Origin of the sequence: Flagellimonas alvinocaridis (genome assembly GCF_004916895.1) — a bacterium.
Taxonomy (GTDB): Bacteria; Bacteroidota; Bacteroidia; order Flavobacteriales; family Flavobacteriaceae; genus Flagellimonas; species Flagellimonas alvinocaridis.
The window spans coordinates 59,990-75,466 of the sequence record NZ_SNTZ01000004.1 but is presented as its reverse complement, the minus strand read 5'-3'; the positions used below and the strand labels follow the sequence as shown (position 1 = coordinate 75,466).

The following is a 15,477-nucleotide window of genomic DNA, read 5'->3' as shown; positions in this document are numbered from 1 at the left end:
AACTGGGAAGTAAACTTTGACTGTAGTGAAGGCTCACTTTTTTTTGATGATCTCTGCTAAAAGCTTTTTGGCCCGTAGAAGTTTTACCTTGATGTTATTCACAGGTTCGTTGAGTTCCTTGGCAATGTCGGCATAACTCAACTCATTAAAGTATCTAAGATTGATTACCTTTTGGTAATGGGGTTTTAATTTTTTGATGTCCTGCAAAAGATTGGCCAAGTTTTGCTCGATAATGAGCTGATCCTCAACCGAGGGACTCTCATCCAATACCTTTTTTACAACATCCCCTTGGGAATCCATATCGTCCAGAAGACTTCTTTTTCGCTTCCGGATTAGGTCAACATGAAGATTTTTGGAAATGGTGATGAGCCATGTTTTAAATTCATAGGCTTCATCATAGGTGTTTATTTTGTCAAATGCTCTGGAAAAGGTTCTTATGGTGATGTCCTCGGCATCATTTTCATTTTTGGTACGGAGTAATTGAAAACCGTACACATCGTTCCAAAATGTGTCCAAGAGTGCGCTAAAAGCAATTTGGTTTCCTTCTTTTGCTTTTTGGATATTCTCTTTAATGGAATTTTCGGTCTTCTCCAAAAATGTGGATTTGTGTATGCCGGGTAAAAAGTTAACTATTGCGTGGGTACGGTATCTTTTTTGCAATCTTGCTCATCTGGCATTTTTCCACAAAAGCCACAGGCTTCACCTTCTTTGTTCAGGAAAGGGTTTTGGCTTGCACAGGTTCCTGCGAACTTCCCATCCTTCTTCCCCCATATTTTAATTGCAATTCCGGCAAATGCGAGTGCCAAAAGACCTACGGTCAACAATACTAACTTCATGCTCCAACTTTTTTACAAAGGTACAAAATACCTGTATAAACAGGGCTTAAGTTAAGGTTTACTTTGGAGATGTTTTTAGTAATTGATGTTGGCCACAATATTATCTACCGATGGAGAGGTATTTCCACCTTCAGGCTCCACGGTAATATAGCTTACGGCCTTGTCTGCATAAGGAAGAGCCAAGAGTTTGTCCTTCTCGTCAAATTGTTTGATGACCCCAAGATTCACCAATTCCCCATTTACCTCGGCCCACATTTGGAAGCATTTGTTCTCAGGTAGGTTGGGTACATTGCTCACATTGATGTAGGAAAGTTTCTTAACAGGATTGATATAGGCAATGGCCTTTAGCTCTTTCCCTTCCCTTTTGCCATTGACGGCATACTTTTTTGTATCTGGGTTATTAAGAACGATGAACTGGTTTCGCATGTCTTCCAGCTGGTTCTTCATATTGTCTTCCAGATACTTGATTTTATTGGTGACCAAGGTGTTTTCTTCCTGAAGGCTTTTGTTTTGGTTCCAGAAAAAGACGGAAGAGCCAGCAAACAGCATAATGGCAATACTGGCCGCCACAGCATACTTATAGAAGCTTCTGCGTACCATTTTTTCCTTCTTGGCACTGGTGACAATAATTTCTTTGAGCCCTTCAGGTGTTTTTCGGGCATACATTTTGGCAAAGGTTTCCAAATTATCCTGAAGCTCATGGTAGGTTTCCCTTACTTCAGGGTACATGGTAATATACCTTTCCGCCTTTAAGGTCTCTTCTTTTGAGGTATCGCCCAAAAGATATTTTTCCAGTATGTCGGAATCCAGAAATGCTTTGACTTTTTCTTTCATGGCATAAAATTTAGTAAGAGCAGTAGGGTTAATGCCGTGCCGTAAATCTTCCCGAGTTCCCTAAGGCCAATCTTCAATCTTGACTTTATGGTTCCCAGGGGGATATCCAATTCTTCACTTGCTTCCTGTTGCGTCATTCCCTCAAAAAATAGAGCTTCGAGTACAATTCTATATTTCTCTTCTATCTTTTTAAGGTTATCTTGGATATCAAGATGTTCGGGGCTCATGCCACTCACTCCTAGGTTATATACGTCTGAAACATCTATTTGGACTTCCTTGTCGGCTTTATTGTTTACACTTCTTAATTTATCTATGGCCGTGTTGCGGGTAATTCGGAACAACCATGTAAACAATTTGGCTTTTGAAGCATCATAAGAATCTGCTTTTTTCCAGATTTTTATAAAACTTTCCTGAAGTACATCCTGTGCTAGTTCTTCATCTTTTACCACCTTATAAGCTACACCATAGAGTGTGTCTCCATAGTTCTCATACAAAAGGGATATGGCCTTGTCGTCCCTTTCTGCCAAGAGTGAAACAATATGTCTTTCAATCAGTGTGCTCATCAAAGATGGTTTATGATAAAATTTTTTTCGGGGCTGAAATCTAAAATAGGATTTTCAACGTATATACAACAGCGCTAAGTTAGAAAAAGCATTTTTGGTTGGCGTTTAAAAGAGAACAAGAAGGGCTTTCGCCTGAACGATATACATAATTTTGGTTAGTTTGGTTTGGTATAACCCCTGTTTTTGATTTATCAATGCAGGGGTTATTTTATGATGTTGACTTCGGGCTGAATCTTGATATTGAATTTTTGGGCCACTTCTTTCTGCACAAGTTGTGCCAATCTTAGGATGTCCTCTCCAGTGGCACTACCATAGTTTACCAGGACCAAGGCTTGCTTTTCATGTACTCCGGCATCCCCAAATCGTTTTCCTTTATAGCCACATTGTTCTATGAGCCAACCGGCAGGAATTTTAAACGCTTCGTCATCCACTTCGTAATGTGGGGCCTCAGGATTTTTCTTAATGAACTTTTCAAAGGCTTTTTTTGATATGACGGGATTCTTGAAGAAACTACCACTGTTTCCCAATACTGCTGGGTTAGGCAATTTGCTTTGTCTTATGGCAATGACCGCATTGGAAACATCCTTTATTGTAGGGTAAACAATGCCATTTTTCTTCAATTCGGCCTCAATGGCACCATAACCGGTGTGCAGTACATGGTCTTTTTTGGTCAGCTTTAAATGTACGGATGTTATAATGTATTGCCCCTTGGCTTCGTTCTTGAAAACAGAATCCCTATACCCAAATTTACAGGCTTCGTTATCAAAACCTACGAGTTCCCCGGTTTTAATTTCCATAGCGGCACAGCTTACAAAAACATCCTTGAGCTCTACCCCATACGCTCCAATATTCTGAATTGGTGCCGTTCCTGTGTTGCCAGGAATCAACGAAAGGTTTTCCAGCCCACCATAACCCTTGTCAAGACTCCATGTTACCAAATCATGCCAGTTTTCACCTGCCATGACCTTGATTTCAACTTCATTCTCGTTTTCTTCAACAATGGAGATGCCTTTTAGGTTGATGTGCATCACCAAAGCGTCAATATCTTTGGTGAGCAGCATATTGCTTCCACCGCTTATAATGAATTTTTTTGGGTAGGCTTTTAGCTCCAATACTTTTTGAAGCTGTACGAGCCCAGTGATTTCAACAAAGTACCTCGCCTTAACATCAATACCAAAGGTGTTGTGGGTTTTTAAGGATATGTTTTCTTGAATGTTCACCTAATTGTTGTACTGCTTAAGGGCTTTGCCCAAAATTTGAACTGCCTTTACAAGTTGGTCTTTTTCCAGCACATAAGCAATCCTGATTTGGTTTTTTCCCAAACCTGGGGTGGCGTAGAACCCTGCTGCAGGGGCTACCATAACGGTATCTCCCTCCATTTCAAATTTTTCCAGCAGCCATTGGGCAAAATCATCTGCATCCACAACGGGAAGTTCAACCACGCAATAAAAAGCACCCTGGGGAACTGCTACCTTTACTCCCTCAAGCTTTCGGAGTTCAGCTATCAAGATATCCCGGCGTGATGCATATTCGGCAATGACCTCATCAAAATAGGATTGCGGCGTTTCTAATGCCGCTTCACTGGCAATCTGTGCAAATGTGGGAGGGGATAGTCGTGCTTGGGCAAATTTTAAAGCGGTTTGTACAACTTCATTGTTCTTTGAAACCAAACAACCTATTCTGGCGCCACACATGCTGTAGCGTTTAGAAACAGAATCGACCACAATGGCATTGTTTTCCAAGCCCTCTTCTTGTAATATGGAATAATGTTGCCTGCCCTCATATGCAAACTCACGGTACACCTCATCAGCAATTAGGAACAGATTGTGCTTTTTCACCAATGCGGCCAGTTGCTGTATTTCTTCTTTACTGTACAGGTAGCCTGTTGGATTCCCTGGGTTACAGATCAGAATTGCCTTGGTCTTTTCTGAAATCAGTTTTTCAAAATCTGAAATGGGAGGAAGGGCAAAATTACTTTCTATACTGGATGCAATGGGTACTACATTGACACCCATAGCTGTTGCAAAGCCATTGTAATTGGCATAGAACGGCTCGGGAATTATAATTTCGTCATCCGTATCCATAATGGTGCCCATGGCAAATGAAAGGGCTTCGGAACCCCCTGTGGTAACAATAATGTCCTTGGCGGTTACTTGGATGTCCTTTTTGGCATAATAGGCTGCAATTTTTTCTCGGTAGGTCTCAGAGCCTTCAGTCATGCTGTACGCCAGTACCTCAATATTGTGGTTTCTAACAGCATCCAACGCCACTTTTGGGGTCTTGATGTCCGGTTGTCCAATATTTAGGTGAATAACGTGTGTTCCTCTTTTTTTGGCCGCTTCTGCATAAGGGACCAGTTTACGGATAGGTGAAGCAGGCATGTGCTTTCCTTTTTCAGAGATGCTTGGCATGTACTAATTATTTTAGGCAAAAATGCTAAAACCCACAGTTGAAAGCAACAGATTTGCCCATTATTTATGCAGTTATTTGAATGTTAAATTAAATATATCGTTTCTGATATTTTTGTACATTTAATAAGGATAACCCTTTAGGAGTAAGTAAATTGAAAAAAAAACTATACTTTTTTGCGCTTCTTTTTATTGTGGGGCCCCTTTTGGTTTCAGGGCAGAAGTTTAAAATGCCCAGACACCAGAAGTTTCAAAAAGTAAAGTTTGAGCTGATAAACAATCTTATTATTATCCCAATTGAAATAAATGGGTCCGACCTTACCTTTGTTTTGGATTCAGGGGTAAGTAAGCCCATTCTTTTTAACCTTTCCGGTCAAGATTCCATTTCCATTAACAATGTTTCCGAAGTAACTATAAGAGGCTTGGGGGATGGTGAGCCCATGAAAGCATTAAGTTCAATGGGAAATACCTTTAGTTTGGGTGATGTCAAGAACTTTTCGCAGGACTTGTATGTGGTTCTGGACAAGAATATTAATTTTTCCCCATCTGTGGGTATACCCATCCATGGGATTTTGGGGTATGATTTGTTCCGTGACTTTGTTGTGGAAATAAATTATGCATCAAAATACATCAAACTCCATAATCCAGAACTATACGAGTATAAGGAAAGTAAAAAATCCCAAACCCTGCCATTGTCCATTATTAAACGAAAAGCTTATGTGGAGGGTACGGTTTTAATTAAGGATTCTGCGAACATTCCTGTAAAATTACTCGTGGATACCGGTAGTAGTGATGCACTTTGGCTTTTTCATCAACCCGAAAAAGGTTTGGAAATCCCTGAGAAAAACTATGAAGACTATCTGGGAAGAGGCCTTAGTGGCGATATTTTTGGAAAGCGTACCAAGGTCAATGGTGTCAAGATTGGTGATTTTGAACTGAAAAACGCAAAGGCAGCATTCCCATATCGTGAATTTTTTGGGCTGATGGAGAATTTGGGCGATAGAAATGGCTCAGTTGGAGGGGAAATACTAAAGCGGTTCAATTTTGTCTTTGATTATGCCAATGGTTTGGTTACCCTAAAGAAAAATGGAAAGTTCAGGGAACCATTCCAATACAACCTTGCCGGTATAGAACTTCAGCATAATGGATTACGGTACATTGCAGAAAGTATAGCAGGTATAGATGGAGTGGTAAGGGGAGAGAACAGTTCCTCTTTTGGTAATGTGCAAATATTGTTGGAAAACAAGACCCGTTTAAGTCTAGTGCCCGAGATTATAGTTTCCGGGATACGTGCTGGCAGCCCGGCTGCAGAAGCTGGACTTCGGGAAGGAGATGTAATACTGGCAGTAAATGGGAAAAGTATTCATCGGTACAAGCTCCAAGAAATTCTAAAGTTGTTAAACGAAAAAGAGGGAAAGCGTGTTCGAGTACTTATTGAACGATATAACCGAGACCTTCTGTTCTCGTTTGTCCTAAAAAGCGTTTTTGATGATTAAAAAAGCCCCGGAGATTTCCGAGGCTTATCACTAAAAATAATTTTCTTTTTTCTATTTGGCTCCTTCAGCCTTAACATTACCTTTTATTTTCAGGATTTTGGTAGGAGTGTCAGCATTGGACGTTACCGTAATCGCCTTTCTTATCGGGCCAACCCTGTTGGTGTCATATTTAACTTGAATTTGACCAGTTTTACCTGGCAATATGGGATCTTCTGGCTTTTTGGGAATAGTACACCCACAGCTAGACCTTACATTGCTGATTACCAAAGGGGCAGAGCCTGTGTTGGTAAATTCGAACACGCGTACTCCATCGCTTCCTTTGGCAATTTCACCATAATCAATGGTCTCACTTTTAAATTCGATTTTTGCTGTTCCTTCTTGGGCGTAAATTCCTAGGGAAAGAAGACCAACAAACAACAGAAGTACAGTTTTTTTCATTTTTTTTTGGTTTTGGGTAGATTTCAAATGTAGCTGATTCATCAGCTGCATCCAAAATTCTTTTGTTATGTAATAACGTTACTTATTTTTGTTTCGTATTTCAAGATTGGTCTTCATTCGGAGAATAGCATAAAATTAACATGATGCTTTCCTTGATTTTAACCAATCCATAGCCTTAATTACAAAAACTGTACCGAAAAATGGAGATTCCATCAAAATATGAGCCCAATAGGGTTGAACAGAACTGGTATGACTACTGGATGAAACACGATTTCTTCAGTTCAAAACCAGATGAAAGAGAGCCCTATACCATTGTAATTCCACCGCCCAACGTAACCGGAATACTGCATATGGGACACATGCTCAATAATACCCTGCAGGATGTACTGATCCGTAGGGCAAGACTTTTGGGTAAAAATGCCTGTTGGGTTCCAGGAATGGACCATGCTTCCATTGCCACAGAGGCCAAAGTCGTGGCAAAATTGAAAGAGGAAGGGATTCATAAAGCTGACCTTAGCAGAGAGGAATTCCTAAAACACGCTTGGGATTGGACCAATGAATACGGAGGGGTCATACTTCAGCAATTAAAGAAATTGGGTTGTTCCTGTGATTGGAATCGCACCAAGTTCACCATGGATGACGATATGTCAGCCTCAGTAATCAAGGTTTTTGTGGATCTTTATAATAAAGGTCTCATTTACAGAGGATATCGTATGGTGAATTGGGACCCCGAGGCCAAGACCACCTTGTCCGATGAGGAAGTCATTTATGAAGAAAGACAGGGAACATTGTACTACCTTTCTTATGCCATTGAAGGTTCTGATGAAAAAGTGACCATTGCCACTACGCGCCCCGAAACCATTTTGGGAGATACGGCCATCTGTATCAACCCCAATGATGAACGATACCGTCATTTGAAGGGTAAAAAAGCCATTGTTCCCATCTGTGATAGGGTTATCCCAATTATTGAAGATGAATATGTGGATGTGGAGTTTGGTACTGGGTGCCTAAAGGTGACCCCGGCCCATGATGAAAACGATAAAAACCTAGGGGATAAGCACAATCTGGAAGTCGTTGATATCTTCAATGAGGACGCTACCTTGAATTCCTTTGGAATGCATTACGAGGGCAAAGACCGTTTTGTGGTAAGAAAGGAAATTTCCAAAGAGTTGGAAGAAAAGGGCTATTTGGTAAAAACCGAGCAGCACACGAACAAAGTAGGGACTTCGGAACGGACCAAGGCCGTGATAGAACCTCGACTTTCCGATCAGTGGTTCCTGAAAATGGAGAAATTGGCAAAACCGGCTCTTGATGGAGTAATGAAGACAGGCGATGTGAAACTGTATCCCCAAAAGTTTGAAAATACCTATCGCCATTGGATGGAAAATATCCGCGATTGGAATATTTCACGCCAATTATGGTGGGGACAACAGATTCCTGCCTATTATTTTGGCGATGGACAGGATGATTTTGTGGTTGCCGAAACACAGGAAGATGCATTGTCGCTTGCCCAAGCCAAGAATCCAAAAATCCAGAAATCCGATCTGCGCCAAGATGCCGATGTTTTGGATACCTGGTTTTCTTCTTGGTTATGGCCCATCAGTGTTTTTGGTGGCATTTTGGAGCCAGACAATAAAGAAGTAAACTACTATTATCCTACCAGCGACTTGGTCACTGGACCAGATATCATATTCTTTTGGGTGGCCCGTATGATCATGTCTGGTTACGAATATCGAGGTGAACGACCTTTTGAGAATGTTTATTTTACGGGCTTGGTTCGGGATAAGCAACGCAGAAAGATGTCCAAACAATTGGGTAACTCTCCGGATGCACTTAAATTAATGAAAGACTTTGGTGCAGATGGGGTTCGTGTAGGACTTCTGTTGAGTTCAGCCGCTGGTAACGATCTGTTGTTTGATGAGGCGCTTTGCCAGCAAGGAGCCAACTTTGCCAATAAAATTTGGAACGCTTTCAGGCTCGTAAAAGGATGGGAAACAGCCGACTTGCCCCAACCCGAAGCTGCAAAAATTGGTGTGGAGTGGTACACCGCTAAATTTGATCAGACTTTGGTGGAGATTGAAGACCACTTCTCCAAATACCGTATTTCAGATGCCTTGATGTCCACTTATAAACTGGTTTGGGACGATTTCTGTTCTTGGTTGCTCGAAATTGTTAAGCCGGCTTACCAACAACCCATTGATCAAACCACGTATGATGCGGTTATCCATCTGTTTGAAGAAAACTTGAAGTTGTTGCATCCGTTCATGCCATTTTTAACCGAAGAAGTGTGGCAGCATACCGCGGAGCGTACCCCGGAACAAGCATTAATGATATCCAACTGGCCCAAAACCCAAAAAGTGGATACAAAGTTGATTGCTGATTTTGATTTTGCGGCAGAGGTCATTTCAGGTATACGTACCATCCGAAAGGAGAAAAACATTCCGCAAAAAGAAGCCTTGGAGCTTTCTGTACTAAATAGTGAAGGAATAGGGGGGAAGATGGATTCAATCATATCCAAATTGGCTAATGTTTCAGAAATCACAACAATAGCGGATAGTTTGGATGGCGCCTTGAGTTTTCGGGTAAAGAGCAATGAGTATTTTATCCCGATTGGCGGAGCCATTGATGTGGAGGAGGAAATCAAAAAAATCAATGAGGAGCTGAAATATACCCGAGGATTTCTACAATCGGTACAAAAGAAATTGGGGAACGAACGCTTTGTGAACAATGCTCCTGAACAGGTGGTGGCCATGGAACGCAAAAAAGCTGCAGATGCCGAGGCCAAGATCGAGACCTTGGAGAAAAGCTTGGATAGTTTAGGAAATTCCTAGATTTAGTAGGGACTTTTACGGTTTCCATCCCAATTTGTCAATCAGTTGGGGATGAGTATTTTACTTTTTCATATATTTAATACCATGGAATCGTATGCTGCGGCTTTGTTGTATGCCATCCCGTTTTTTGTGGGTCTCGTACTTTTTGAAGTGCTCTATGGGCATTTTGTAAAGAAGCAGATGCACAACGTAATGGATACCGTGAGCAGTCTTAGCTCAGGGCTTACCAATATTGTAAAGGATTCTTTAGGGCTTGGGATTATCATCATTAGTTATCCATTTTTGTTGGAACACCTGGCCCTTACCGAAATCAGGGCCACATGGTTGGTTTGGGTAGTGGCCTTTATAGCGCTTGATTTTGCCGGGTATTGGAACCATAGACTAAGCCATCATATCAACTTTTTTTGGAACCAGCATGTCATCCACCATAGTAGCGAAGAGTTTAATTTGGCCTGTGCCTTGCGTCAGCCCATATCCAATCTGTTGGGGTATTACGCCCTCTTATTGATTCCTGCCGCGCTATTGGGCGTTCCAAACGAAGTTATTGCCGTTTTGGCACCCATACACCTGTTTGCCCAATTCTGGTATCACACCCAGCACATCGGTAAAATGGGTTGGCTGGAATATATTATTGTGACCCCATCGCAACACAGGGTACACCATGCCATCAACAAAGAGTATCTGGATAAGAACCTCGGGCAGATTTTCTGTGTTTGGGATCGTATGTTTGGGACTTTTCAAGAAGAATTGGAAACGGTGCCGCCCCAATATGGTGTTTTAAAACCGGCCCATACATGGAACCCTGTCATCATCAACTTTCAACATTTGTGGCGATTGATTAAGGATGCGTGGCGAACCCAAAGCTATTGGGACAAACTTAGGATTTGGTTTATGCCCACGGGTTGGCGCCCTTCAGATGTTCAAGAAAAGTATCCGGTAACGGTCATAGAAGATGTTTACAATTTTACAAAGTATAGGCCAGAGGCTTCATTGGCATTAAAAGGCTATGCTGTTTTTCAGATGGTGGCAACCACCATCTTGTTGTTGTTCATGTTTTATAATTATGCTGCTATTGGTTTTGATGGCCTTTTGATTTTTGGAGCTTTTGTTTTTATGGGGGTTTATGGCTATACTACATTGATGGATCGCAAATATTATGCAATTTGGATTGAACTGTTCAGAAGTGTGGCAGGCTTGTCCGTTATATATTGGAGCCAAGATTGGTTTGGAATCAATGCCTATATGTCCATCGGCAGTTTGTTGGTAGCCCTATATTTTTTGATTACCATTGGTGGTGCGGTATACTTCACCTATTTTGAAAAGAGCTATACGGAACCGTTGGTATCCTAAAGTTTTTTAACCTCAGATTCAACCAAGGCGATATATTTTTCCTTAGCTTCTTTAACTGTCATGTTTTGGGCCTGAAAAAGGGCATTTGCCTTAAATGCATTGATTAGCGGGGTCCTGCTTCCAGGATTGTCAAAGTTCTTGTTGGCTACCTTGAAATATGCGTAGAGTTTTAACAACAAGTCGGCGGGAAGGGGCTCGGTATACCCGTTTACATAGGCAACTGCTTCTTCAAAGCGGGTATGTAGCTCCTTATCACTCATCTTGTTTCCGTATTGAAGCGATACAGGTCTTTGCCCCCGTAACTTTCTGCCCAAGCTTAACGGTAATATTGCAATCCAAAGGTAAAAGTAAATCTACGCGGGAACCAAATTTAATGAAACCGGCATCCTGTCCTTGGGTTACTTGTTCGCCTTCTTCGGCATAATTTACAATACGTCTGGCCAAAGCGCCAGCAATTTGACGATAGCCTATCTCACCAAACTTTGGGGTGTGAAGAACCACTGTGGTACGTTCATTTTCAGTACTTGACTTGGGATGCCAAGCCACCAAATATTTGCCGGGATGGTATTTGGAATAGGTTATGGTTCCGCTGGCGGGGTAGCGCGTTACGTGAACATTTACCGGGGACATAAAAATGGATACCTGTCTTTTTCTTTCTTTAAAGTATTCGGGTTCATCAACTTCTTCAATAACAACCACTTTGCCATCAACAGGGGCAAGAATGTCATCAAAAGTAGGTGTAACCAAGCGCTTGGGGTTTCTAAAAAACTGTAAAATGGCCACAAGGATAACCAAGGCTGCTATCTGTACGATGTAACGAACCCATTCCACATCAATATAAAATTGAGCGGCCAAGATTGCGGCAACCACAATAAAAAAAGTGATAATAATAATTTTTTGACCCTCTTTATGAAACATAGGAAAAAATGTTAAGTATCAAATATGCAAAAGGGGCTGCAAATACAAGGCTGTCCAAACGATCCCAAATACCTCCGTGTCCTGGTAGAATGGCTCCGCTGTCCTTTACGCCGGCCACACGCTTAAACTTAGACTCCAAAAGGTCGCCTATACTTCCTGCCACCACAATTACTGTGGCTAGGACCATCCATTGCACAATAGTTAGTTTAGTTTCGTAGAACGACAAAATGTAAGCCGCCACTAGTGCAAAAATAAGACCTCCAATAGAACCTTCAATGGTTTTTTTAGGAGAAACTGAAGGAAATAATTTTGTGCGGCCCAAGGCGCGTCCCACCAAATAAGCAAAAGTATCGTTTACCCAAATCAAGATAAAGATGCCCATAATGAGAAATTGGGCAAAATCATCATTTTTATAAGGGATCATGGTCAGGAAAATGCATCCTCCACCAATATAGAGTACGGCAATGATAAACTTTTGAAGTTCAGTGAATTTTCTCTCCTTTCCAGAAAAAAGAAAGAAGAGCAAAGCGATATCAACCGTAATGGTAAGAAACATCAAAAGGGTAATGAGATTATTGTCCTGTATCAAATAGATGTAAGCCCACCACAGGGCCAGATAAGCGGTATAAATATAGTATCCTTTGAGTCTTACAATACGCTTAAATTCGTACAGGCAGCCCAAGCCAAAGGCCATAAAGAGAAAGTCGAAAGCATCTGAACTTAAAAATACTGCCCCCAACAGAAGCACCACATAGATGATTCCCGTTATGGAACGCCTTAGAATTTCTTTCATGTAATCAGTAGTCTTCTAGGAGTAAAAGATAGACATTTTTTGAGGCACTTCCGTATGACAGAAAATCGTCCTTATTCTCTGGTGTAGGCTGAAAGTGTTTTAGAGTGGTAATGTTATTGGGTATGTTTTTGCGATATTTTTCCTTAATGACTTTTAGTGCTTCGCTGATGGAGTCCACCAACTGACTGGTGGTGGCAAAGACGATGAGGTTGGATGGTAGCTCATCCAACTTTTTTTCCTTGATTTGATTGGAACATACTAAAATGGACCCATTATGTGCCACAAGATGTTCGCAGGTAGTGAAAAAAATCTCACTCTCTTGGCGATTATCCGTGAAAGACACATTTTCTGAAGCGAAACGGGTTTCTAAACGCGGGTCCAATGTATAGAACAGGTGGTTCTGCCAATTATTTTCAGAGATAATGCTCTTTAGGGCTTCCGAGACTTCGGCAAAGTCTTCACAATAAATGAACTTACCGCCATTTTTCTTAAAATAGATGGTAAACTTTTCATCTACGGGAATTTTTAGGTCGGGCATGTGGTCGCCACGGGTTTCCGCAGTTTCCTTGGAAACCTTTTTGCCTCCTCCAAAAAGTTTGCTAAAAACTCCCATTTATTGTGTCAAGTACATTCTTTTTACCTGTTTTTGGCTTTATTTGGCAGGTTCGGGTTCCAATTCCTCTTCTTCTTTTTCAAAAGGCCTTCTTCCAAATATTTTTTCCAAATCGTCTTTAAAGATAACTTCTTTTTCCAAGAGCCTTTCAGCAAGTTCGGAAAGTTTGTCCTTATTGTCTTCCAATAATTTAATGGCCCTTTGGTATTGCGCTTCGATTATCTTGGATATTTCCAAATCAATTTTCTGGGCAGTTTCTTCACTATATGGTTTAGTGAATCCATACTCATTTTGGCCCGAGGAATCATAATAGGTAATATTTCCCAGTTCATCGTTCAAACCATAGATGGTGACCATGGCTCTTGCCTGTTTGGTAACTTTTTCCAAATCGCTCAATGCGCCTGTGGAAATTTTATTGAAAACCACCTTTTCCGCAGCTCTACCTCCCATGGTGGCACACATTTCATCCAACATCTGCTCAGGACGAACAATAAGTCGCTCTTCAGGTAAATACCATGCAGCCCCTAGGGATTGCCCCCTTGGTACAATGGTTACTTTTACCAAAGGTGCTGCGTGTTCCAGCATCCAGCTTACAGTGGCATGACCAGCTTCGTGAAATGCAATGGTCTTTTTTTCCTCTGGGGTAATGATTTTGTTTTTCTTTTCCAATCCGCCCACGATTCGGTCTACGGCATCCAAGAAATCTTGTTTGGTAACCGCTTTCTTTTCTTTTCTTGCAGCGATAAGGGCAGCCTCGTTACATACGTTGGCTATATCGGCACCCGAAAATCCAGGGGTTTGTTTTGCCAAGAAGTCCAAATCAAGGGTTTCCGCGGTTTTGATGGGCCTAAGATGAACTTCAAAAATCTCCTTACGTTCGTTAAGGTCGGGGAGGTCAACATAAATTTGACGATCAAATCGACCTGCACGCATCAAGGCCTTGTCAAGAACATCGGCGCGGTTGGTAGCGGCCAATACAATAACATTGGTGTTGGTGCCAAAACCGTCCATTTCAGTCAAAAGCTGGTTCAGTGTATTTTCGCGTTCATCATTGGAGCCAGTGAAATTGTTTTTTCCACGAGCTCTACCAATGGCATCTATTTCATCGATAAAGATGATGGCTGGTGACTTGTCTTTGGCTTGTTTGAAAAGGTCTCTAACACGAGAAGCCCCTACACCCACGAACATTTCAACAAAGTCTGACCCGGAAAGGGAGAAGAAGGGCACTTTGGCCTCTCCTGCCACAGCCTTGGCCAAAAGGGTCTTACCCGTACCTGGAGGGCCTACCAAAAGTGCACCTTTTGGTATTTTACCACCCAAGGAAGTGTATTTGTCCGGGTTTTTAAGAAACTCCACTATCTCTTGTACCTCTTCTTTGGCACCTTCCAGACCTGCTACATCTTTAAATGAGGTTCTGGTATCTGTTTTTTCATCGAAAAGCTTTGCTTTGGATTTTCCAATGTTGAAAATCTGCCCACCTGCGCCGCCACCTGCGCCGCCGGACATCCTTCGCATCAAGTAAATCCATATACCTATAATCAAGGCAAACGGCAATAAAGAAAGCAAGAGATCACCCAAGACATTGGATTCGGTATCGAACTCCACTATGGTGTCAAGGTTGTTCTCTTTCTTGATTTCTGTGATTTCGTTCTGGAATATTTGAAGATCCCCATAATCCAATATGTACTGGGGGACCAAACCTGCAGAGGGGAATAGCGGTTTTTCAGCAACACCTTTGTGAACGTCTTTGTTCATGGCCTCTTCGGTTAGAAAGACCTTCGCCTGACGGGTATTGGTTATGATTATGATTTTTGAAATGTCTCCATTTCGCAAATATTCCTGAAGCTCGGAAGTCGTGGTTTTTTCAGTATTGGAGAAACTACTTCCACCAAAAAATTGGAAGCCGATGATCAATGCTATGACCACGCCATAAATCCACCACGAGCTAAAACGTGGCTTTTTAGGGGTATTTGGATTGTTTTCTTTTGCCATTTTTTAAGAATTGTAACTGCTCTCCACCATGGTAACTTTGGCATCTCCCCAAAGTCCTTCAATATCATAGAATTCCCTGATGTGTTTTTGAAATACATGTACTACAACATTTACATAGTCCATCAATACCCATTCTGCGTTTTCAGAACCTTCAACGTGCCAGGGTTTATCATGGATAGCCTTACTAACAGTTTTCTGTACAGAGGAGACAATTGCGTTTACATGCGTGTTGGAAGTACCATTGCAGATGATAAAATAGTCGCAGACTGTATTTTCGATTTCCCTAAGATCAAGTAGATTTATGTCAACACCTTTAACTTCTTCAATCCCATGTAAAATCAAGGCAATCAGTTCATCTGCACTAGTTTTTGTTTTCTGCATCCAAAAATTTTAGTTTTTACAAAG

At 41.5% G+C, this 15,477-nt stretch carries 16 protein-coding genes; 3 read left to right on the top strand and 13 right to left on the bottom strand.

Features of this window, described 5'->3' with window-relative positions; translation table 11 throughout:
• Nucleotides 1-33: 33 nt before the first annotated feature.
• From EZV76_RS09875 to EZV76_RS09850, 6 genes are all read right to left on the bottom strand, one after another.
• Nucleotides 34-594 carry an RNA polymerase sigma factor gene (locus tag EZV76_RS09875; RefSeq protein WP_136566383.1) on the bottom strand — a complete coding sequence of 187 codons (561 nt, stop codon included), beginning with the start codon at nt 592-594 and terminating at the stop codon, nt 34-36.
• A gap of 35 nt (nt 595-629) precedes the next feature.
• Nucleotides 630-836, bottom strand: coding sequence for a membrane or secreted protein (locus EZV76_RS09870; RefSeq protein ID WP_136566382.1), 207 nt, complete (start codon nt 834-836; stop codon nt 630-632).
• Between the two features lie 75 nt (nt 837-911).
• Complete coding sequence (locus tag EZV76_RS09865; RefSeq protein ID WP_136566381.1) at nt 912-1,670, bottom strand: anti-sigma factor; 759 nt, start codon at nt 1,668-1,670, stop codon at nt 912-914.
• Nucleotides 1,667-2,233 carry an RNA polymerase sigma factor gene (locus EZV76_RS09860; protein WP_136566380.1) on the bottom strand — a complete coding sequence of 189 codons (567 nt, stop codon included), beginning with the start codon at nt 2,231-2,233 and terminating at the stop codon, nt 1,667-1,669. Before EZV76_RS09860 ends, EZV76_RS09865 begins: the two co-directional genes overlap by 4 nt.
• A 203-nt stretch (nt 2,234-2,436) precedes the next feature.
• Nucleotides 2,437-3,453, bottom strand: a complete 1,017-nt coding sequence (gene murB / locus EZV76_RS09855; protein WP_136566379.1) for a UDP-N-acetylmuramate dehydrogenase — start codon at nt 3,451-3,453, stop codon at nt 2,437-2,439.
• Entirely contained in the window at nt 3,454-4,644 is a 1,191-nt protein-coding gene (locus EZV76_RS09850; protein ID WP_136566378.1) for a pyridoxal phosphate-dependent aminotransferase, read from the bottom strand.
• Between the two features lie 227 nt (nt 4,645-4,871).
• Here EZV76_RS09850 and EZV76_RS09845 point away from each other — a divergent pair, with 227 nt between their 5' ends.
• A complete protein-coding gene (locus tag EZV76_RS09845) occupies nt 4,872-6,137 on the top strand; it encodes a PDZ domain-containing protein (protein WP_136566377.1) in 1,266 nt (421 codons plus the stop codon).
• 51 nt (nt 6,138-6,188) lie between these two features.
• On the opposite strand, the gene EZV76_RS09840 is transcribed toward EZV76_RS09845, so the two are convergent.
• Complete coding sequence (locus EZV76_RS09840) at nt 6,189-6,575, bottom strand: DUF1573 domain-containing protein (protein WP_136566376.1); 387 nt, start codon at nt 6,573-6,575, stop codon at nt 6,189-6,191.
• Nucleotides 6,576-6,775: 200 nt separating this feature from the next.
• Between EZV76_RS09840 and EZV76_RS09835 the strand changes: the two genes are divergently transcribed.
• Nucleotides 6,776-9,406 carry a valine--tRNA ligase gene (locus tag EZV76_RS09835; protein WP_136566375.1) on the top strand — a complete coding sequence of 877 codons (2,631 nt, stop codon included), beginning with the start codon at nt 6,776-6,778 and terminating at the stop codon, nt 9,404-9,406.
• 84 nt (nt 9,407-9,490) lie between these two features.
• Nucleotides 9,491-10,756 (top strand): sterol desaturase family protein, encoded by a 1,266-nt coding sequence (locus EZV76_RS09830; protein WP_136566607.1) that lies wholly within the window; start codon nt 9,491-9,493, stop codon nt 10,754-10,756.
• Here EZV76_RS09830 and EZV76_RS09825 read toward each other — a convergent pair.
• From EZV76_RS09825 to rsfS, 6 genes are read right to left on the bottom strand one after another with little or no spacing between them, the layout of a single operon-like run.
• Entirely contained in the window at nt 10,753-11,016 is a 264-nt protein-coding gene (locus EZV76_RS09825) for an acyl-CoA-binding protein (protein ID WP_136566374.1), read from the bottom strand. The two genes, EZV76_RS09830 and EZV76_RS09825, sit on opposite strands and share 4 nt — an antisense overlap.
• Nucleotides 11,009-11,674: a phosphatidylserine decarboxylase family protein gene (locus tag EZV76_RS09820; protein ID WP_136566373.1), complete on the bottom strand. Its 666-nt coding sequence runs from the start codon at nt 11,672-11,674 to the stop codon at nt 11,009-11,011. The genes EZV76_RS09825 and EZV76_RS09820 overlap by 8 nt, the downstream gene beginning before the upstream one ends.
• Entirely contained in the window at nt 11,664-12,467 is an 804-nt protein-coding gene (locus EZV76_RS09815; protein WP_136566372.1) for a phosphatidate cytidylyltransferase, read from the bottom strand. The genes EZV76_RS09820 and EZV76_RS09815 overlap by 11 nt, the downstream gene beginning before the upstream one ends.
• Nucleotides 12,468-12,471: 4 nt before the next feature.
• Nucleotides 12,472-13,080, bottom strand: coding sequence for an LUD domain-containing protein (locus EZV76_RS09810; protein ID WP_136566371.1), 609 nt, complete (start codon nt 13,078-13,080; stop codon nt 12,472-12,474).
• Between the two features lie 39 nt (nt 13,081-13,119).
• On the bottom strand, nt 13,120-15,072 hold the full coding sequence (ftsH, locus tag EZV76_RS09805) for an ATP-dependent zinc metalloprotease FtsH (protein WP_136566370.1): 1,953 nt from the start codon (nt 15,070-15,072) through the stop codon (nt 13,120-13,122).
• Nucleotides 15,073-15,075: 3 nt separating this feature from the next.
• A complete protein-coding gene (gene rsfS, locus EZV76_RS09800; RefSeq protein WP_136566369.1) occupies nt 15,076-15,453 on the bottom strand; it encodes a ribosome silencing factor in 378 nt (125 codons plus the stop codon).
• Between the last annotated feature and the right edge of the window lie 24 nt (nt 15,454-15,477).